Here is an 18,107-nt window from a genome sequence, read left to right as displayed (position 1 = left end):
TGCTGCCTAAATGGCGCTTAGCGCTAATCCGCCTAGCATAAAACTAACAACTAACCAGATAATGGGGAGTTTTAATTGCTTCATAATAAAAAAGCCAATCAATACAAGAGTTATATCTTTTGGCGCAGTTGCCGCGCTTGTGAAAATAGGCGTATAAAGCGCCGCTATCAGCAACCCTACAACCGCGGCGTTAACGCCCGCCAGCGCACCACTTACGTTTGGTTTGTTAGCAAGTATTTGCCAGTCTTTTAGCACCGTTAATAACAGTAAAAAGCCTGGTAAAAATACCGCTAAGGTAGCGATTAGCGCACCGATAACTGGCTCATTATCAAATAGTTCATAGCCAATATAGGTGGCAAAGGTAAACATAGGCCCAGGTACCGCTTGCGCCGCAGCATAGCCTGTTATAAAAGCGTCTTGTGATAATTGGTCGCCAACAATATTTTGTAATAAAGGCAGTACCACATGACCACCGCCAAATACCAAACTACCGGCCTGATAAAAGTCATTAAATAGGTTTATTTCAGGTGCAAAAGATGCAGTTATAGGCAGCCCAAGCAACAAGGCTATAAACAACAGCAATGGCATTAGGCTAGGTTTAAATGTTTGCTGATGTGTCGTCGGTATTTTACCTTTTAATGCAATCGCGCCAATAAGCGCTGCGCCAGTTAACACGGCAAATTGTGCGCTAAGGGTAGGGCTTACAAGCAACACACACGCTGTGGCGATGCACAAAAATACGGTTTTAGTGTCTTTACAGAAGTTTTTAAACATTCCCCATGTGGCGTCTGCCACTACTAAAACAGCGAGTAGCTTTAACCCGTGAACAATACTTTCAAAAATACTGTTATTAACCAGTGCACTTGAGGTGATAGCAAGCGCCAGCATAATAATCACCGATGGCAGAGTGAAGCCAACAAACGCCGCGATCGCACCTTGTAAACCGGCACGTTTGTACCCTAATGCAAAGCCTACTTGGCTCGAACCAGGGCCGGGTAAAAACTGACTAAGCGCAATCAGTTGGCCGTACTCTTCATCACTTAACCACTTATATTTAGTGACGAAGGTTTGGCGAAAGTAGCCAATATGGGCGGCAGGCCCCCCGAAACTGACCCAGCCGAGTAAAAAGAACGTTTTAAAAATACTGAACATACGCGCATAAATATCTGTGTTATCAAACCTGCGCAAAGCTTAAAAAAAGCGATACAATTAATCCAATTAATATTATTTGTAATAAATATGAATTAAATGGGATTAATTGATGGTTTCGATTGAAGAAACGAAATGGCGCAATGTCGATTTAAATCTGCTGGTGGCTTTTTCGTATTTGTATCGTTTTGAAAGCGTTAGCTTAGCGGCAGAAAAGAACTTTGTTAGTCAATCGGCAATGAGTCACAGTTTATCGCGCTTACGGATATTACTTGATGACGAACTGTTTGTGCGAGTGGGCCATAAAATGGTGGCAACAGACTTTGCTCATGCGGTTTATCCGAGTATTGAGTCGATGCTGCAATTAGTGCAACAGCAGGTATTAAAGCGTGACACTTTTAATGCCAACACCTATCAAGGGGTTTGTCGAATAGGCTTAACCGATTACGCAGAGTATATTTTTGCGCCGGCTATTTTCGATTTAATTCGTGGGCAAGCGCCTAATGCGCAAATTAGTTTTGTTAACGTAAATAGGGTGAATTACCGTGAGCTTAGTGAGCAAGAATCACTTGATTTGGTGATTGGCAGCATTCCTAACTTACATAATGCGTTTGAAAGCGAGTTACTGTATCGCGAGCAACATATGTGTTTGCTAAATAAAGAGTTTGCTACACGCATTATGCCAATCACAAAGCATACTCTTGCCAATATTGAACATGCAATTGTTAGCCCCGACGGTAGTTTAACCACTCAAGTAGATAATTTGCTGAGTGAAGATGGTTTAACACGCAGGGTGATTGTCGCTAGTCGTAACTTTTTAACCGTACAGCGTTTACTGTTGGAGCGAGAGCTTATTGCGATTGTGCCAAAGCGCATGGCCGAAATCTCATTACCTAACGATGCGCTACAAAGCGTCACGCCGCCTATTAAGGTACCGGATTTTGATATCTCTATGTTGTGGTTAAAACGTTCACGGGCCAATGAAAAGCACATTTGGCTGCGTTCAATTATGAAACAAGTCGTAAGTTAGCGCCTGTTGACGGTTCAAGTTGGTGTTTTACAGCAGTTTGATTTGGTTTTATACCAGAAAAAGGCTAGGTGGAAACGCTATTTTATGTGAGTTTGCCGATAACGTCTTCGGGCCCAGCAAAGCCACTTTCCTACATCAATGTGGGGCAACACAATAGGAAGCTAATCAGGCGTCATAGTTAAATTTTACTCAAATAGCACAAAAATAAAACAGCGGCTGAATATTAAGCTTGGATTAAGGGAAATAATTGAACAATACACACTCCACAGAAGGAAAAAGTTATGAGCAATTTAATTTTTCAAAATAAGCTATCTTTTACATTAACACTGTTAGCCGCTATTGGGCTTGGCGTATTTTTATTGCCTGTAGTGTTATTTTTATGGCTAACCATGATGATGTTTATTGGCCTTAATGTGTTAATTGCAAAATTACGTGGTGGTACGCTAACGGGAAACGGCTTTAAAAAGCCAAAATACGCATTTTATAAAGGCAAAATCGAAAAAGTGATTAACTAGTTTTAATTGTTTAGTTAACCCGAATTCACATAAACCTTAATCGCCTGCTAAAAAGGGCGATGTTTGAATCGATTAAACGTGCTGCTTTTTTGCGTAACATGCCATTTGAGCAGCACAGTTATATACGCGGTAAGTTACAAAGATAATTAAACATGTAAAAGGAGAGAGAATATGGGAAAGTTTCTTACACCAATACTGTCACTACTACTTGTTAGCATCAGTGCGTTTGCCAGTGCCGATGAATATCAAACTACGCTACAAAATTTTAAACAATCTCACGAAACCAAGCGCTTTTTTAATAGTGCCTATGGCTATGTGGTATTTCCAACCATTGGTAAAGGTGGCTTAGGGTTAGGCGCGGCCTTTGGTAAAGGTCAGGTTTACAAGCAAGGCAAAGCGGTGGGTAAAACAAGTGTTAGTCAATTATCGGTTGGCTTTCAAGCAGGCGGGCAAGCTTACAGCCAAATCATTTTCTTAAAAGACAAACGCGCGTTTGATGAATTTACCTCGGGCAATTTTGAATTTGGTGCAGGGGCGTCAGCGGTTGCTATTACCGCAGCGGTTCAAGCGCAGGCAGGCTCTACGGGCGTTAGTTCAAGTGTCGGCACCGATGCAAATTCCACCAAGCAAAACAAAGCAAAATACCGTAAAGGCATGGCGGTGATGACGTTGGCAAAAGGCGGCTTTATGTACGAAGCCGCACTTGCTGGGCAAAAATACAATTACACGCCGTATAAGCAATAATACTCAAAAAAACCAGAGGCGACTCTGGTTTTTTAGTTGTTGCTCTAGCTAATCAGCTTGGCTTAGTTGATGATGAATACTGTTAACTAAGTCGCGTGGTAAACACAGTTGATTAGCTAAAGTTTGTAAATATTGCTGTGATGCACTTTGGTTTAAATCAATTGCGCTGGCGCTTGCTGCATACACTTCAATGCCCGTTTGTGCGTTAGGCACGGTTGCAACTAGCTCACTTAAGCTCATTGGCGCACGTAATTCATCAAACAACATGGCTTTTTCTTGTGTTGTTAGTGTCATTTTCTCTACTTGAGCGAAAATAGTTTGGCGCTCATTTTCATCAATATGGCCATCGGCATACGCGGCGGCTATCATGGCGCGCATTAAAATTAACTGGCCGTTACCCGTTTCGTCTTCTACTACCGCATCAAAGCTTTGTTCTTGCATATGTGTCGGTTCAACGCGGTATTGGCTACTACGATTTTGCATTGCGTTATCAAACGCTTGCCTATCAGCTGCTTGCTGAGTTTGGCTGCTTTTTTCGCTGTATTGTTGATAAGCTTTCCAAGCGAGTCCGCCAACGGCTGCCAGTGCGCCATACTTTACCGCTTTCTTACCCACTTTTTTTGACTTCTTACCTGATAGCAAGCTGGTTAAGCCGCCACCTGCTACACCACCTAAAAAGCCACTTAGTGCACCTGATTTATTTAGGCTGCCAACTAATTTTTGTAGATCTTTCATTGCTTTCTCCTAAATTGATAACTTTCATTAGAGTAAAAAAAATGATGCAATAAAGGAACAGCAGAACTGTTACAAAGTGATTCAAACATTTTGTGATAATCGGCAATTAAAATGCGTGAGTTACATTTCTATGCGATAAATTTGTCACATAAAAGGTATAATCTCACACACATAACACAGACAGTAGGAGATGCTATGAGTGATACCAACCAACGCGAAATCTTAGCGGAATTTTTAGCGCAAAGTAAAACAAGCCAATCAGTGTGGGCACTGCAAGATAAAGAAAGTGAAGATTGGGTTGTATTAGATTCTCCTAATTTTGAAAATGCAGAAGTGATGCCGGTTTGGTCAAGCAAGTCGTTGGCCGAAACACACTGTGTACAGGAATGGCAAGCATTTACACCAAGCGAAATTTCAATTAACGACTGGTTAGATTATTGGCTAGAAGATTTAAAAGATGATGACATTGTTGTGGGTGTAAACTGGGCTGAAGAAGGCGATATTGTTGAGCTTGAAGTGACTGACTTTAGCCAAGCGCTTGCCAGCATTCAACCAGTTAAATCATAAATTTATAGCCATTTTAAAGCAGCATTCACAGGCTAAGTGAATTGCTTTAATAAGTCGGCGTAGCTTACGCCGACTTTTAATTTCAAGTGCGTTAATCGTTAACGCCGTCAATATCGCCACGCCTTACCGGATAGCCTTGATTCATCCACCCAAAAATACCTTCCCACAAGACAGCTGTGCGGGTGTAACCACGTTGTCTTAGACGATTAATCGTGTGATCGGCGGCCGCACGCGGACATGAACAATAGGCAACAATTTGCACGTCTTTTGGAATGCCAGCCACAGTTTCATCTAAATCTGCGTAGTAGGGGAAAGGAATCGCCCCTTCAATGTGTGCGGTTTGCCAAACCGATGTAACCCGCGTATCGAGCAGTACCATGCGCTTTTTGGCCTCAAGCGCTTTGTTTAAGTCTTTTGACAGCACATACATGCCATCTTTTAAATCAAAGTTCGGATCGTTGCCGTTTTTGTTTACGATGTAATTTTCTGGCGTAGGCAGTGCTTTGAGTACCGGCGTTTCATCTTTCCATCCGAGCGACTTACTGCGCAAAAACGCGGTAATATTGTCGATATCAGCACTTGAAAGTTTGTCTTTAAACGCTTGCATTGGTGTATCTTGCCTTCCATTTTCAATGGCATAGCGAATAAACTCATCGGTATTATGAGCCAGCGCCGATTGGTTCATTATGGCAGGGCCGGTGATCCCTTGGCCTTTATCGCCATGACAGCTAGCGCATTCTTTTTGGTAGACTTGCTCACCTCGCGTAATATCGCCATGAACAGGGTTAGTGGTAAACTTTAAGCGATCGTAACCCGCCTGTTCAAATAGCCAATAGGTGAGATCCCAGGTTTCATCCAATGTCATTGGACCGCCAACCTCATCTAAATACCCGCCCATTGCTGTACCTACACGTCCGTATTGCATTGGTCGTAAAATTTGATGGGCAATGCCTGATTCCATTAAGCTTTTACTGCGAAGTGACGGTGCGTGATCGTTTTTATGACCTTCGCGGTTTTCACCGTGGCAAAGAGCACAGTATTTTTGATAATTAGCTGCAGCGACTTTGGCTTGTTGTGTGGTTAATTTGCGTGGAGGTGAACGCAGTTCGCGCTCAGCTGAAGTACTGTTAAATGACACAAATGCCAGCATTGCTGAACATGCAATGGTGATTTTTTGAGTAAAGGTTAGCATGGAATTCCTTGTAATTTGCCCCAAAATCCAGAATATCAGGCAGTGGCTTTATTACTAGTGAAAAACAAATTTAGTAACAATTACGTGAAAGTATTTACGTTTATTGTGTATGGCTAAAAGTATGACTATTTATCTAACGGCGTTTTGATTAAAATAGCTGTGATGACCTTATTTACTCCCCTTATCTATAGTTTATTTTTGCTCGGCAGTGTGAGCTGCTACGTGCTGCATTCCTCTTTTGCAGTACCAATTGTGTTAGCGGCGACGTTTCCTGCACTTATTGGCAGCTTTATCCCGTTTAAAAATGAGTTTAAACATCACCCTTATGCTGCAATTTATACGGGCTGTTTCGCCGGAATGTGCTCTACCGCGGCTATTAATTCACTGTGGGAACTAATATTTGTCGCCTTGATTGGCACATTTTTTTATATAAAAAGCATCAGTTTATTTGAAGGGTTTGGCGGCAGATTAGGTGGAATCGCGTTTACCTGTAGCGCTTTGTTTGTATTGATTAAAGGTGTGTTATGAGCTTAGATTTAATGCTTATTTCACTGTTGGGCTCACTTGCTACCTATTTACTTGCCAAGCGCAATCGGTTTGATGGCATAAGAGCATCCACTTCGCTTTCGATTATTGCTTATTTGTTTTTTTACACCGTGCAATGGGATGTTGCGCTAAATAGTTTAGTGTTTTTTGGCAGCACCTTTGTTGGCATGAGCGCACCTAAACGCTTTGGGATTTATACTCAGGTGATTGCGGCGGTACTGTTTTCAGTATTGTTTGAAAACTTGGTGCCGTTTATTAAAGATTATGGCGGTGCCCTTGGTTTAAGCGCATTTTTCTCGGTGTGTGTGTGCCATTTAGGCATTTTACTTGGCGCACCGCGCAGCATTAAAGTGGATAAATAACGCTAAAAGTGAACTAACAGACTTAGCTGCACGTAAAACTAACTACATCAACACAGTTTAAGAGGTGTGTATGAAGTGGTTAATACTTGGCGCACTACTTTTCTTGCAAGGATGCAGCAGTAACTATTTTTTATATAGCCCTAATGACAAAATTGTCTTTTCAAAAGACGACTTTTCACATCCAGTGAAAGACAGCTTTATTCGCTCTCGCTCTGGCAACACTTTGCATTTACAACACCATTTAAGTGACAACCCGCAAGGGCTTGTTATCCACTTCCATGGTAATCGGGGGAATTTATCGCAAACCGTTGAGAAGGTAGTATGGCTGGTTGATGAAGGTTACGATGTGATGCTGGTTGATTATTCCGGTTACGGCTTGTCAAACGGCAAACCGACCCGTGAAAACTTAGCGTTAGACGCACAAACTGTGTTTGAAATCAGTCACGGATTAGCCCATCAGCATAAAGTGATTGTCGCCACATCTATGGGCGGCGCGATTGCCCTTGATGGTTTGGCCAAAAGCAAACTTGAGCGTTATTTCGACCTGTTAGTAATTGATTCAAGCTTTGAAAGTTATCAAAACCTTGCGCGAGATGTCGTAGCAAATGTACCTATCGCAAAGTGGTTTAGTAGCCGTATTCCTGCGCTTGTGAGTGATGAACGCTCACCTGCCAGTAACATTAAGCAAATTGTGAACATTGATACCATTATTGCCCATTGTAACGATGATAGATTGATCCCCATTACTCGTGGCAAAGCGCTCTATCAAGTAGCTGGTGAAAACAGCCAATTTTGGCAATTTAACGGATGCCGCCACGCGCGCACTTTTACCGATGAATTTCCCAATAATCAGCAGCGATTATTAGCGCATATCAGAAAGAACCGCGGCGCAAGTTTAGTTGTAAGTAATACGTTAACCAGTCCTTAATTGGGTTGAAGGTGCCTTTATTATCCAGCGTTAAGCGCATAAAAAGGCACGACTAGGCGGTTTGAAAACCCACGTGCGAGTTATATAAAGTACCATCCAGTTAGTTCTAGCCCCAGCATTAACGCGAATACTACGCTTAATGGCTGTTTATTTGGAATAACCGGCACTAACGCGTAAAAGGGCTTTTTTTCAAATAACACACTCAATAAACACGCAAGCACAGTAACTAAGCCGCAAAGCAGCACAAGTGCGTTTGAAAATCCATTTTCAAGGGTTAATATGGTGATACTCACAGCGATTAAAAGCCACGCGCCGATGCGGAACCAGGTGCTTTGTTGAGACGACGGTTTGAACTCACGACCGAGTACTTTGGTGTATTTAGGCATCGCCAACATAAATAGGCAAAGCGCTTGATAAATTAATAGGCTTGAAACTAATAAAATCATGCGACTACCTCGCGGCGTTGCTTTTCCTTTGGTGCTATCTCAGCGTTTACTAAACGGTGTTTTTTCACAAGCATTGCAATACAGATACAAAGCACAGCAGCACCAAGATTAACTAAATCAAAACCAGCAAAAACCCAATCGTTTTGTTTGATACTGGTAATTAAACCGCGCTCGGTGGTTAGGCCGTTGGTAATTGGTACCAGCGCAAATAAAACGGCAGCCATAAGCCATTGCTGGTACCAGGCAACTGCGCCGCGATTTTGCCAAGAATGCTTACACGCATGCAGCAAAAACACTAACCAAGTTATAAACAAGCAGTGCATTTCCCAATTAGCGCGCGATGCCATTTCTACAGGCAACAAACGGTTCGCAATAAAATATACAGCAATAGCGGCGGGCAATCCGACCACTGTACCTATGTTTAACCCTTCGGTTAATTTAAAACTAAAGTGTAAACCAGCAGGGTTTGAGAGCGCTTTTTTGCGGCGTTTTGTCGTCCAAAGTATCATGCCAGAGGCAATCATGGCGCAGCCCGTTAACCCCGTTAAAAAGTACAACCAACGCACCGATAGCGTGGCAAAAATCCCTTCATGCAATTCTAAAAAGATAGATTGCACATGACGCGTGCCTTCAAATTGTGGTGTATATGCGAACGTTGCACCGTTAGTTGCGTGCAAAATAAGTTTTGCACCGTCATCACTTGGTGAGGTTTGTTCAAGGGAAAACACCGCTAAGCTGTTTAGATCGTTAGGGTGATAAATACGCATTGCGTAACTTTGCCGTGTATCGTTATGCTGCGTTAATACATCTTGCGCTTTTTGATAAAGTATAGGCAGAGGTAATTGGGCGGCAGGTATTCCAGCTGCATCATTCGGTGCACCGCGTTGATAATATTCATCAAAAAATTGCTTTTTGCCTTGTTCACCTAGGCCGTAGCTGGCGTTCATAACAAACGGTACATAGGTAAACATAAACATGATCAAGCCAGAGTAGGTAATCATTAAATGAAACGGCAAGCTCAAAACACTCATTAAATTATGCCCATCTAACCAAGATGTAGCGCCTTTATTTGAGCGAAACGTAAAGAACTCTTTAAAGATTTTTTTATGTACCACAATGCCAGTAACTAGGCCAAGCAGCATAAACATAGTGAAAATACCCACTAAATAATAAGCAAAGCGGGTCGGCAAGTAATGCAATCGATAATGCATGCGATACAAGGCTTGTCCACCACCTGTTTTGCGGTGCTCGAGTACGTCGCCGCTTTCACTATCCAGTATTTTACTAACGCGACTCAACTTACCTTGTTCATTTATTTGCTGGTAATTCACTTGCAGGTGGGGCTCGCTGCGTACCAGTGGTAAATAGATTCGCCACTCTTTGGCATCTTGCCCGTATTGCTGCAAATGGGTTTGCGCGGTTGTTAACGACGTTTCAATATTGGCGGTGTTTTTTGGCAATTCGGGCGCCATCCATGCATCAATTTCACTGTCGAAATAACCTAAGGTGCCGGTAACAAAAATAAAATAAAGCAGCCAGCTTACTAAAATGCCGGTCCAGGTATGAAGCCACGCCATAGACTGGCGAAATCCACTTTTCATATTAACCTCTCAGCCAAAAAATAAGCGCGTTGGCCAGCGCGCTAACGGCGAGTACTAACAGGCTGTTAATGAAAACGCTGCGATAATGTTTTGCTGAAAATACGTACATGATGTAACCCGTATAAATAGCAAAGCTCAGCATTGAACTAGCAGCAACGGCGTCCTTTTGTGAAAGAGGCAATAGAAAAGAAATTAAAACACTGGCCGAGATGGTTAGTGCATAACCTAAAAATGCGGCAATTAAAATGCGGTAGCAGATTTCCTTTTTAAAACTGCTTTTTGACGAAACATGTTCCATAAATAAACGAGAAATAAAATCAATTACAGCAAATGATAACAGTTATTGTTTTTATTATAAATATGGCAGAGGTGTTTGATGCGATAAGAGCGTAATTATTTGTTGTGTGATGGAGCTTGTTATAAAAAATACTGTCACTTAACCAATAAGCATGCCTCGTGGGTGCTGCAAGCAGGTGTATGCATTGCTATTTTTCAGTACACTGCTGAGGCGCAAAATTGGCTGCCAGCTAAAGGGCATCAACTGCCATTTTTTGCGCTGCATATTATGGTTGTGTCGTTTATTGTATCGGAGGCGGTTAACTATATAATGCAGCTTGTTAAAGGCCGAATGAGTGCAGTATATGGCTGATCTTCAAATTACTAATCAAATTAAAATGCTGCGTTTTATGAATGGCGAAATGACGCAAAAAGAATTAGCCGAACGCGTAGGCGTTACGCGCCAAACCATTATGGCAATTGAAGCTGCCAAGTATTCCCCCTCGCTTGAGGTCGCGTTTAAAATTGCTGCTGTGTTTAATTTGCCTTTAGAAAGCGTGTTTCAGTATCAGTAACAAGCGACTAAGTTGCGCATTAAATATGCAAATTAGTCATAATAAACACTGACATAAATTACGTTTTAGATTAGGATAAAAATAAAAAAATAAAGGCTAATCAAGCAATGGATTTCTTGTTTAATGGCAAATTCTGGCTAAGTGCCGTGTTTATTGCGGTACTTTTGGGTTTTGCATCACAATTACGCGCTGATGACCGACCTTGGTTAAGTTACCTTATTAATCCATCGTTCTGGTTCTCTGGTGCAGTCGACGAAGACAAATCAGATTCTTATTATTATTCATACGATAAACAGCAAATTCGTTATTCGCCCATGGGGAATTGGTTTGAACTTGGCAATACCCTAATTGAAGGGGCTGATGTTGAGACATTTGAAGTACTGGCGCGCGATTTCGCAAAAGACAAAAACAATATTTATTACCAATCAGACGTGATCACCCGTTCAGTTGATTACATGACTTTTTCACTTATTAATGAGCTAATTGTACGCGATAAAAACCACGTTTATGTGCCATCGCGATTTGTTGCTGAAAGTGCCTTAGCTGAACAATCAGATTCCCCGTTGCATATCATTAGTGATGCAAATCCAGCTAGTTTTGAAATAATAAATGATGCTTGGACGAAAGATGATAAGCAGGCTTATTATTATTTTGTACCGCAAGCGGTTGATGTTGCATCGTTAGCGCTTTTAAATGAATACATAGTGAAAGATGCGCATTCGGTATTTATTAAACACGATGATCGTTTTATTAAAACCCAAGTTGCGGGCCTACATGTTAACGCACTCAATGAACAGTTTATTTATGACGAGCATAAGCTGTATTGGTTTGATGCCAGTTATCAGCAAAACGATAATGGCGACTCGCAATCAAGCGTATGGTTGGAGTCGGTTGCTTATCAAAATATCGATTCTTTTACGCAATTTAATGACGATTATTTTACGCTTGATGATAGCGTCTATTTTGGCAAAAACCGTGTAGCACACGCTGATGCTAAAACCTTTCAGATTATTAATAATGCCGGCTTTGCCAAAGATGCCAGTCAGGTGTTTTATCAACAACACCGATTACCTAATGCCGATGCGCACAGTTATGCGTTATTGCTAGAGCACGGCAGTTACGGTCGTGATAATTCGCGTATTTACTACAAAAACCAATTACTTGGTGAGAAACAAACACCGTTAAAAGTGCTGAGTAATGATGATTATTTAGTAAGTGGTGGCAAAGTATTTTTCCAAGGTAAAGTAATAGAAGGTGCCAATGCTGACTATTTCACCTTATTGGAACGCTTTGCAAGTTACTCAAGTGATGGTAATGCAGTTTATTTTCAAGATAAAAAAATTGAAGGCGTTGATTTAAATACTGTGGTTGTGATTAATCGTGATATGGCGATTCGCGACGCAAATTTTGTTTATTGGCATGGATCACGAGTTGAAGGTGCAGATGTGAACACCTTTATGCGTAGCCATCGCAATTACGAAAAATATGATGCAGAAGATAAACGCTATCTTTATAAAAATGGCATTCGCGTTGCAACAAGGAATGATTAGTTGCGCTTAGTGGGTTTACAACAGTAGAGTTTAATAGCCACTAAGCTAATAACTAAACACATGAAGATGTTGAACTTTTCATATTGGTGATGCTCTTATATTAAAAATAATAATAAGGATATAAATATGAAACGCCTGGTCTTTTTCGCATCTGCATTAGCGCTTACCGGCTGTACGGCCACTATTAAAGAGTCACGCTTTATTGCACAAGATGATGAAAAAACGCTCTATAGCGATACCTTTATCAACACCTTGAACGCGCAAACACCGCGCCATAATGTCAACGTGATCTCAATCCCGTCAGAAGATAAAACCACTACTTTGTACGGCGTGTTCTTAGATAATGAGAAAACACAAAACACAGTTTTGTATATCCCCGGCAATGGCATGAGCGTTGAAAAAGCGGCCGCCAGTGCCTTGCTTGAGCTTGCCGAATACGATTACGACATCGTGATATTTGACCGTCGCGGCTTAGGTGCGAGCGAAGGCACTGCCACAATCGCTAATTTAATCAGCGATGCTAATGTTACCTTCGACTACACCAAGCAATCCCTTAAAGCCGACAAAGTGATTGTGCATGGTTATTCACTTGGCAGCTTTATTGCTGCGCAACTTGCCAAAAATAAAGCGGTCGATGGGCTAGTCATGCAAGGCTCGGCGACTAATGTGGATGATTGGGTAGATGAAGCGATGCCTTGGTATTCTAAAGTATTTGTTGATGTGCAAATTGATGATGCGTTTTACTCGGTTGATAATAAACAGGTACTTAGTGAAAACTATGTAGGGCCACTGCTTGTGATTGGCGCTGCTGATGATAAACAAACGCCTGCAATTTTGTCAGAGAAACTATTTAACGCAAGTACAAGTACTGAAAAGCAGCTGGTAATTGCAGAAAATGCCGGTCACGGCGAAATGTTCAAAAGTAAAAATGTGCAAGTTGCTTATCAAACCTTTCTTGCAAAATTTTAACCTGTAACTTTTAACCTGTAACTAAGCCCACTCAATAGCGAACGCAAAGTGGGCTTATATTCGTTAACAGCGAATTGACCACCCCAATTTATGACTATACTGAGTGAACGATTATTTTCTCAGGACTTGTTATGAACCATCTTAAATTCGACGCGTCTAGCGTTACCCTTGCGCTAAGTTGCAGTTTTGCCATTGTATTGTTAAGTGGCTGTTCAAAAGCCGACCCCGTTCCCGTAACTGAATGTAAAGCCGTGGTAAGCCATGCAAAGCGTGTTTTAGGTGATAAAGCGCCGAGCAGTTCACAAATGTTGAAGCAGTGTAAAGCGGCGAGCGATGAGGCAAGAGGATGTGTGATGGCGGCAGATAAGCCAATGAAATTATTAGATTGCGACTTTTAAGTGATCGTCACACTGTGTTGTTCAGTACCCACTTATGCAAATTTAAAAACTAAGGGAAACCAATCATGATTACAGCTTACGCAGCAAAAGAACCCGGTGGCATGCTAGAAAAACATACGATTGAAGTAGGTGATTTAGGCGATCACGAGGTAGAAATTGAAGTTGAATATTGTGGCATTTGTCACTCTGATATTTCAATGATCGATAACGAATGGGGGTTTTCACAATACCCGCTTGTGGCGGGTCATGAAGTTGTTGGTCGTATTGTAGAAACTGGCAGTCACGTAAATAGTTTACAACAAGGACAGTTAGTCGGCTTAGGCTGGCATTCAGACTATTGCCAAACCTGTTATTCGTGCAATACCGGTGATGAAAACTTATGCGCAGCGGCAACGCCAACGATAATGAGCCATGGCGGCTTTGCGAATAAAGTGCGAGCTAATGAAAAGGCTGTTGTTGCGCTACCGGATGGCATGGATGCACAATCTGCGGGGCCGTTATTTTGTGGCGGTATTACTGTATTTAACCCATTGGTGCAATTTGATATAAAACCAACTGATAAAGTTGCGGTAATCGGCATTGGCGGCCTTGGGCATTTAGCGCTGCAATTTTTAAATGCATGGGGTTGTGAAGTTACTGCATTTACATCATCTGAGGCAAAATCAGACGAAGCAAAAAGCCTTGGTGCACACCATACGCTTAACTCGCGAGATAGCAGTGAAATTGAGGCCGCGGCAAATCAATTCGACTTCATTATTTCAACAGTTAATGTAAAGCTGGATTGGAATTTATACCTTTCAACATTAAAACCAAAAGGGCGCTTACACTTTGTGGGAGCTACGCTAGAGCCACTTGATTTAGGTGCGTTTGGCTTAATTGGCGGGCAAAAACAAGTATCAGGCTCACCTGTGGGCAGTCCGGCAACGATAGCCCAAATGCTGGAATTTGCTGTACAGCATAATATTAAACCACACATTGAAACCTTTAAAATGAGTGATGTGAACAATGCGTTGGCGCATTTAAAGTCGGGCAAAGCGCGCTATCGTATTGTGCTTGAAAAAGATTAATTGGCTAATAGGGTGTAAATACTTATTTAGCACGCAATACGTTTTAAAGTGATATGGCGCTACCATATCACTTTAGGTTTTTAGCACCGTTTTAATTTCAAGCACCGTTTTAATTAATCAGTTTAATACCAGCCCGAAAACGCGTCTTTAATACCATTGTGATGGGGAATTGGTTACACTCTTTGGAATAACATAGCTTTATTAACCATCCATATTTATTCATGAATTACTTAATCTCAGTCACTATTTTGTGGGCATTTTCATTTAGCTTAATCGGTGTGTACTTGGCAGGACAAGTCGACGCTTGGTTTAGTGTGCTAATGCGTGTAGCGCTTGCCGCAGTAGTGTTTTTACCGTTTTTAAACATTACCCGTATTGCCAAACCGCTTGCGCTTAAATTAATTGCTATCGGGGCGATTCAATTAGGCGCTATGTATGGCTTTTACTACCACAGTTTTTTGTATTTAAGTGTGCCTGAAGTACTGCTGTTTACGGTAATGACACCGCTTTATATCACGCTATTAAACGATGTTTTAGAAAAGCGCTTTAACGCCCAGTTTTTACTGGTAGCCATTATTGCCATTATTGGCGCGGTGGCGATTCGCTATCAGGGCATTGATGGCGATTTTGTGTTTGGCTTATGCTTAGTGCAAGGCGCTAATATTTGCTTTGCCAGCGGACAAGTATTTTATAAGCGTGTCATGAGCGAACAATCGCTTGATCATAAAACAGCATTTGCCTGGTTTTTTGTGGGTGCTTTAATTGTTGCGGCAACGTGCTTTGCCTTATTTGGCAATATTAATAAATTACCAACAACAGTTACGCAATGGGGCGTTTTAACTTATTTAGGATTAATCGCCTCGGGCTTTGGTTACTTTGCATGGAACAAAGGCGCAGTAGCGGTTGATGTAGGCACACTTGCGGTAATGAATAATGTGCTTATTCCGGCGGGTATTGTTGTAAATTTAGTGATTTGGAATCGCGATGCAGATTTACTTCGTTTATCGCTTGGCGGGGCAATTATGCTCTTGGCGCTTTGGCTAAATCGGGTTTTTACAAAACGTTTAGCACATGCACAATAATGGTATTTTAATTACATAAAAAAGGCGCTTATTGGCGCCTTTTTTAATTTAATTACTGATTAAAACAGGTAGTTAATACCTAAATTAACCGTAGCGCCTTTGCCTTTCACATTGTAGCCACTGCCTGTGTAAGACTGAGAGCGAGCAGGGTAGTAATCGTTATTAAGTAAGTTTTCTATACCGCCATATACTTTGAAATCTTGGCTTATTTGGTATGAAGTGCTCAGGTTAACAACATTGTAGCTACTTACCGGACCATTGGTGCCTGTGTATACGTCACCTACTTTTTCAAAACGGTCGCGGCTGCCAACATGCATCATGGTAAGTGATGCGTGCCAGTCATTTGTGATGGTGACATCGGCATAAGCGGCAAACTTAGGCGGGTTAATCGTACTGCCGTTAAGGTATTCATCGGTATCGGTGTTTTTACCTTCTAACCAGCTGTAGTTAACACCGAGTGTAAGGGTATCGCTTGGTTTTGCTTCAAGTGCCGCTTCAAACCCGTAGATCTCTTGCGGTGAGCGCACGCTTTCGTATTTGCCTGTTGCTGCATCTTCTACAAGGCTGGTACCGATATTTGATTTACTGATGAAAGTGGCAAACTGATAGTTGAAAATGCCGTAGTAGCCGTCAAAACCAATTTCATAGTTTTTAATGATTGACGCATCTGTATCAATTTTATTGATGCTTGGTGCAGATGCGGTGCGTAAGGTACGTCCTAAATCTGTCACATCAAAGCCTTCAGAATAACTTACAAATGGCATAAAGGTGTCAAACGCGTTGTAACGTAAACCAAGGTTGTAGGTTGTTGCGCTGTATTCAATATCGCCGCCAGCGACATTGACTACGTCGCTACAAGTTTTGCGACACACCATAAGAGTTTGAAAGTCATTCACCGATACATCAATTTCTTCATGGCGAAGACCTGCCTTTACTACCCAATCATCATTTATTACGAACTTTGATTGTAAATAAAGCGCGGCGTTATCCATGTCCATTTCAGGTGTCCAATCACGACCATCTACCATGGTTTGCGCTGTCACGTCGTTGAGTAAATCAATACCGTAAGTGAAGCTTGCCGCAGTGTTATCAAAATCAACTGTAGTATTAAAGTTTGCACGAATACCGGTTTTTTCAGACTCAATCATAGACTGACCGCCTGCTAACCCTAGCTCAGGATCACGGAATTTAGTGCTGTAGAAAAACACATTTTCAAGTTTCTGCCAGTAAACATCACCGGTAAACAAGGTATCGGTAAAGATTTCAGCGTGCTCGTATTGTAACTTTAAGTTGTGGTTACCACGCGGCCCTTGCGGATCGCCCGGCGCTTTGATTCCGCTGGTGTTTTTCTCAGCGTAGCTTTTTTCGCCGTCGTTAACGGTTTTGTTGATGCTGATATAGTCGGTTTCTTGCTGACCTTCAAAATAGTTGTAAGTAAGCGACAGCGCACTTTGATCGGTTAGGTCGTAGCCGATTTTAGTAAATGCATTTTTTGATTCAAAGCCAGACATACCATAAAGCAAACCAAGCGGGTCGCCGTCGGCGTCTTTAATAATGCCGTTATCTTCATAAGCGACATTGGCAACAAAACTTAACTTATCGTTACGACCATCCAGTGTTACATCGGCACGTTTGCCTAAGCTGTCGTCGAAGTCGGTTGCTGAAAAATTAGTCGCAAGATTAAGTTTACCGTTAAAGCCGTCTTTGCTGTCGGCATTTTTAGTAATGTAGTTGATGATACCGCCTGCAGCACCGTTACCATAAATTGAGGTAGCACCTTTAATCACTTCAACGCGTTCAATAACACTAGGATCAAGAGAGCGAATTGCTAAACGACCATTTCTAAGGGGAGTAGATTGCGGTAAACCATCAATTAATACAAGCGCACTACGGCCACGTAAGTTTTGACCTGAACTACTGTTAGTGCCCGTGTTTGGCCCCATACCTGGTACCTGAATGGCTAAAATGCTTTGCAATTCATTGGTTACTTCCATGTTTCTTAGTAGTGCTTGCTGATCAACGATCACTACCGATGCTGTTACTTCATCTAAACGTTCTTCAACACGGCTGCCTGTTACGATAATGCGTTCCATATCTTTGGCTTGCTGTTCGGCATTGGGTGCGTCGGCAAATACGGCACTAGAAACAAAGAGTGCGGTTAGGCTGAGGGAGGTTTTTAACATGGTTGATCCGATACTTGAGTAAAAATTAGTGCGGATGTTAATGATAATAACTACTAATTGCAATACGTTGTAGGTCTGTTGAGTTGCATTTATTGTTCTTAGGCGTAGCTCCGTTGTTTTTTAGAGCAAACTTAATACCTCATCCACCAATAAAAGCTTTGCCTACAGGGACGTAGGTAAGGGGCGTGAGCA

At 41.8% G+C, this 18,107-nt stretch carries 21 protein-coding genes; 14 read left to right on the top strand and 7 right to left on the bottom strand.

What is annotated here, in order from left to right; translation table 11 throughout:
• Positions 1-6: 6 nt before the first annotated feature.
• Positions 7-1,152 (bottom strand): chromate efflux transporter, encoded by a 1,146-nt coding sequence (gene chrA, locus C2M30_RS13585; protein WP_105172011.1) that lies wholly within the window; start codon positions 1,150-1,152, stop codon positions 7-9.
• Positions 1,153-1,261: 109 nt separating this feature from the next.
• On the opposite strand from chrA, the gene C2M30_RS13580 reads away from it, so the two are divergent.
• The 3 genes from C2M30_RS13580 to C2M30_RS13570 all read left to right on the top strand — a co-directional run bounded on the left by C2M30_RS13580 (position 1,262) and on the right by C2M30_RS13570 (position 3,438).
• The gene (locus C2M30_RS13580; RefSeq protein WP_105172010.1) at positions 1,262-2,179 is read left to right on the top strand and encodes a LysR family transcriptional regulator; all 918 of its coding nucleotides are present in this window, start codon (positions 1,262-1,264) and stop codon (positions 2,177-2,179) included.
• A gap of 281 nt (positions 2,180-2,460) precedes the next feature.
• Entirely contained in the window at positions 2,461-2,694 is a 234-nt protein-coding gene (locus C2M30_RS13575) for a hypothetical protein (RefSeq protein WP_105172009.1), read from the top strand.
• A 171-nt stretch (positions 2,695-2,865) separates the two neighbouring features.
• The gene (locus C2M30_RS13570) at positions 2,866-3,438 is read left to right on the top strand and encodes a YSC84-related protein (RefSeq protein ID WP_105172008.1); all 573 of its coding nucleotides are present in this window, start codon (positions 2,866-2,868) and stop codon (positions 3,436-3,438) included.
• Positions 3,439-3,486: 48 nt separating this feature from the next.
• Here the strand turns inward: C2M30_RS13570 and C2M30_RS13565 are convergent, their stop codons facing one another.
• Positions 3,487-4,173 (bottom strand): tellurite resistance TerB family protein, encoded by a 687-nt coding sequence (locus C2M30_RS13565; RefSeq protein ID WP_105172007.1) that lies wholly within the window; start codon positions 4,171-4,173, stop codon positions 3,487-3,489.
• A 195-nt stretch (positions 4,174-4,368) separates the two neighbouring features.
• Between C2M30_RS13565 and C2M30_RS13560 the strand changes: the two genes are divergently transcribed.
• The gene (locus C2M30_RS13560; RefSeq protein ID WP_010559495.1) at positions 4,369-4,740 is read left to right on the top strand and encodes a DUF2750 domain-containing protein; all 372 of its coding nucleotides are present in this window, start codon (positions 4,369-4,371) and stop codon (positions 4,738-4,740) included.
• 91 nt (positions 4,741-4,831) lie between these two features.
• On the opposite strand, the gene C2M30_RS13555 is transcribed toward C2M30_RS13560, so the two are convergent.
• Positions 4,832-5,932, bottom strand: a complete 1,101-nt coding sequence (locus C2M30_RS13555; protein WP_105172006.1) for a c-type cytochrome — start codon at positions 5,930-5,932, stop codon at positions 4,832-4,834.
• 222 nt (positions 5,933-6,154) lie between these two features.
• Between C2M30_RS13555 and C2M30_RS13550 the strand changes: the two genes are divergently transcribed.
• From C2M30_RS13550 to C2M30_RS13540, 3 genes are all read left to right on the top strand, one after another.
• Positions 6,155-6,460: a hypothetical protein gene (locus C2M30_RS13550; RefSeq protein WP_442792810.1), complete on the top strand. Its 306-nt coding sequence runs from the start codon at positions 6,155-6,157 to the stop codon at positions 6,458-6,460.
• On the top strand, positions 6,457-6,840 hold the full coding sequence (locus C2M30_RS13545; protein WP_105172004.1) for a hypothetical protein: 384 nt from the start codon (positions 6,457-6,459) through the stop codon (positions 6,838-6,840). Before C2M30_RS13550 ends, C2M30_RS13545 begins: the two co-directional genes overlap by 4 nt.
• Before the next feature lie 70 nt (positions 6,841-6,910).
• A complete protein-coding gene (locus C2M30_RS13540) occupies positions 6,911-7,768 on the top strand; it encodes an alpha/beta hydrolase (RefSeq protein WP_105172003.1) in 858 nt (285 codons plus the stop codon).
• Positions 7,769-7,848: 80 nt separating this feature from the next.
• Here the strand turns inward: C2M30_RS13540 and C2M30_RS13535 are convergent, their stop codons facing one another.
• The 3 genes from C2M30_RS13535 to C2M30_RS13525 are packed head-to-tail and all read right to left on the bottom strand — an operon-like array spanning position 7,849 to position 10,113.
• Positions 7,849-8,214 carry a DUF3325 family protein gene (locus tag C2M30_RS13535; RefSeq protein ID WP_105172002.1) on the bottom strand — a complete coding sequence of 122 codons (366 nt, stop codon included), beginning with the start codon at positions 8,212-8,214 and terminating at the stop codon, positions 7,849-7,851.
• Positions 8,211-9,815, bottom strand: coding sequence for a PepSY-associated TM helix domain-containing protein (locus C2M30_RS13530; RefSeq protein ID WP_105172001.1), 1,605 nt, complete (start codon positions 9,813-9,815; stop codon positions 8,211-8,213). Before C2M30_RS13530 ends, C2M30_RS13535 begins: the two co-directional genes overlap by 4 nt.
• Position 9,816: 1 nt before the next feature.
• Positions 9,817-10,113: a DUF3649 domain-containing protein gene (locus tag C2M30_RS13525; protein ID WP_105172000.1), complete on the bottom strand. Its 297-nt coding sequence runs from the start codon at positions 10,111-10,113 to the stop codon at positions 9,817-9,819.
• A gap of 162 nt (positions 10,114-10,275) precedes the next feature.
• On the opposite strand from C2M30_RS13525, the gene C2M30_RS13520 reads away from it, so the two are divergent.
• From C2M30_RS13520 to C2M30_RS13490, 7 genes are all read left to right on the top strand, one after another.
• Positions 10,276-10,464, top strand: a complete 189-nt coding sequence (locus tag C2M30_RS13520) for a hypothetical protein (protein WP_199775890.1) — start codon at positions 10,276-10,278, stop codon at positions 10,462-10,464.
• Positions 10,457-10,666 carry a helix-turn-helix transcriptional regulator gene (locus C2M30_RS13515; protein WP_010559486.1) on the top strand — a complete coding sequence of 70 codons (210 nt, stop codon included), beginning with the start codon at positions 10,457-10,459 and terminating at the stop codon, positions 10,664-10,666. The genes C2M30_RS13520 and C2M30_RS13515 overlap by 8 nt, the downstream gene beginning before the upstream one ends.
• A 107-nt stretch (positions 10,667-10,773) precedes the next feature.
• Positions 10,774-12,216, top strand: a complete 1,443-nt coding sequence (locus C2M30_RS13510) for a DKNYY domain-containing protein (RefSeq protein ID WP_105171999.1) — start codon at positions 10,774-10,776, stop codon at positions 12,214-12,216.
• Between the two features lie 126 nt (positions 12,217-12,342).
• Complete coding sequence (locus C2M30_RS13505; protein ID WP_105171998.1) at positions 12,343-13,185, top strand: alpha/beta hydrolase; 843 nt, start codon at positions 12,343-12,345, stop codon at positions 13,183-13,185.
• A 131-nt stretch (positions 13,186-13,316) separates the two neighbouring features.
• Positions 13,317-13,583 (top strand): hypothetical protein, encoded by a 267-nt coding sequence (locus C2M30_RS13500; RefSeq protein WP_105171997.1) that lies wholly within the window; start codon positions 13,317-13,319, stop codon positions 13,581-13,583.
• 65 nt (positions 13,584-13,648) lie between these two features.
• A complete protein-coding gene (gene ahr, locus C2M30_RS13495; protein ID WP_105171996.1) occupies positions 13,649-14,650 on the top strand; it encodes an NADPH-dependent aldehyde reductase Ahr in 1,002 nt (333 codons plus the stop codon).
• A 221-nt stretch (positions 14,651-14,871) separates the two neighbouring features.
• On the top strand, positions 14,872-15,732 hold the full coding sequence (locus C2M30_RS13490; protein ID WP_105171995.1) for an EamA family transporter: 861 nt from the start codon (positions 14,872-14,874) through the stop codon (positions 15,730-15,732).
• A gap of 59 nt (positions 15,733-15,791) precedes the next feature.
• Here the strand turns inward: C2M30_RS13490 and C2M30_RS13485 are convergent, their stop codons facing one another.
• The gene (locus C2M30_RS13485; RefSeq protein ID WP_105171994.1) at positions 15,792-17,915 is read right to left on the bottom strand and encodes a TonB-dependent receptor; all 2,124 of its coding nucleotides are present in this window, start codon (positions 17,913-17,915) and stop codon (positions 15,792-15,794) included.
• Positions 17,916-18,107: the final 192 nt, after the last annotated feature.

The organism is Pseudoalteromonas sp. T1lg24 (genome assembly GCF_002964745.1).
Taxonomy (GTDB): domain Bacteria; phylum Pseudomonadota; class Gammaproteobacteria; order Enterobacterales; family Alteromonadaceae; genus Pseudoalteromonas; species Pseudoalteromonas spongiae.
This window is presented reverse-complemented; position numbering and strand designations above follow the sequence as displayed.

Bases quoted from the DNA above. Each gene is read 5' to 3' on its own strand.
- chrA (WP_105172011.1), bottom strand. From the start codon at position 1,152: ATGTTCAGTATTTTTAAAACGTTCTTTTTACTCGGCTGGGTCAGTTTC.
- C2M30_RS13580 (WP_105172010.1), top strand. From the start codon at position 1,262: ATGGTTTCGATTGAAGAAACGAAATGGCGCAATGTCGATTTAAATCTG.
- C2M30_RS13575 (WP_105172009.1), top strand. From the start codon at position 2,461: ATGAGCAATTTAATTTTTCAAAATAAGCTATCTTTTACATTAACACTG.
- C2M30_RS13570 (WP_105172008.1), top strand. From the start codon at position 2,866: ATGGGAAAGTTTCTTACACCAATACTGTCACTACTACTTGTTAGCATC.
- C2M30_RS13565 (WP_105172007.1), bottom strand. From the start codon at position 4,173: ATGAAAGATCTACAAAAATTAGTTGGCAGCCTAAATAAATCAGGTGCA.
- C2M30_RS13560 (WP_010559495.1), top strand. From the start codon at position 4,369: ATGAGTGATACCAACCAACGCGAAATCTTAGCGGAATTTTTAGCGCAA.
- C2M30_RS13555 (WP_105172006.1), bottom strand. From the start codon at position 5,932: ATGCTAACCTTTACTCAAAAAATCACCATTGCATGTTCAGCAATGCTG.
- C2M30_RS13545 (WP_105172004.1), top strand. From the start codon at position 6,457: ATGAGCTTAGATTTAATGCTTATTTCACTGTTGGGCTCACTTGCTACC.
- C2M30_RS13540 (WP_105172003.1), top strand. From the start codon at position 6,911: ATGAAGTGGTTAATACTTGGCGCACTACTTTTCTTGCAAGGATGCAGC.
- C2M30_RS13535 (WP_105172002.1), bottom strand. From the start codon at position 8,214: ATGATTTTATTAGTTTCAAGCCTATTAATTTATCAAGCGCTTTGCCTA.
- C2M30_RS13530 (WP_105172001.1), bottom strand. From the start codon at position 9,815: ATGAAAAGTGGATTTCGCCAGTCTATGGCGTGGCTTCATACCTGGACC.
- C2M30_RS13525 (WP_105172000.1), bottom strand. From the start codon at position 10,113: ATGGAACATGTTTCGTCAAAAAGCAGTTTTAAAAAGGAAATCTGCTAC.
- C2M30_RS13515 (WP_010559486.1), top strand. From the start codon at position 10,457: ATGGCTGATCTTCAAATTACTAATCAAATTAAAATGCTGCGTTTTATG.
- C2M30_RS13510 (WP_105171999.1), top strand. From the start codon at position 10,774: ATGGATTTCTTGTTTAATGGCAAATTCTGGCTAAGTGCCGTGTTTATT.
- C2M30_RS13505 (WP_105171998.1), top strand. From the start codon at position 12,343: ATGAAACGCCTGGTCTTTTTCGCATCTGCATTAGCGCTTACCGGCTGT.
- C2M30_RS13500 (WP_105171997.1), top strand. From the start codon at position 13,317: ATGAACCATCTTAAATTCGACGCGTCTAGCGTTACCCTTGCGCTAAGT.
- ahr (WP_105171996.1), top strand. From the start codon at position 13,649: ATGATTACAGCTTACGCAGCAAAAGAACCCGGTGGCATGCTAGAAAAA.
- C2M30_RS13490 (WP_105171995.1), top strand. From the start codon at position 14,872: ATGAATTACTTAATCTCAGTCACTATTTTGTGGGCATTTTCATTTAGC.
- C2M30_RS13485 (WP_105171994.1), bottom strand. From the start codon at position 17,915: ATGTTAAAAACCTCCCTCAGCCTAACCGCACTCTTTGTTTCTAGTGCC.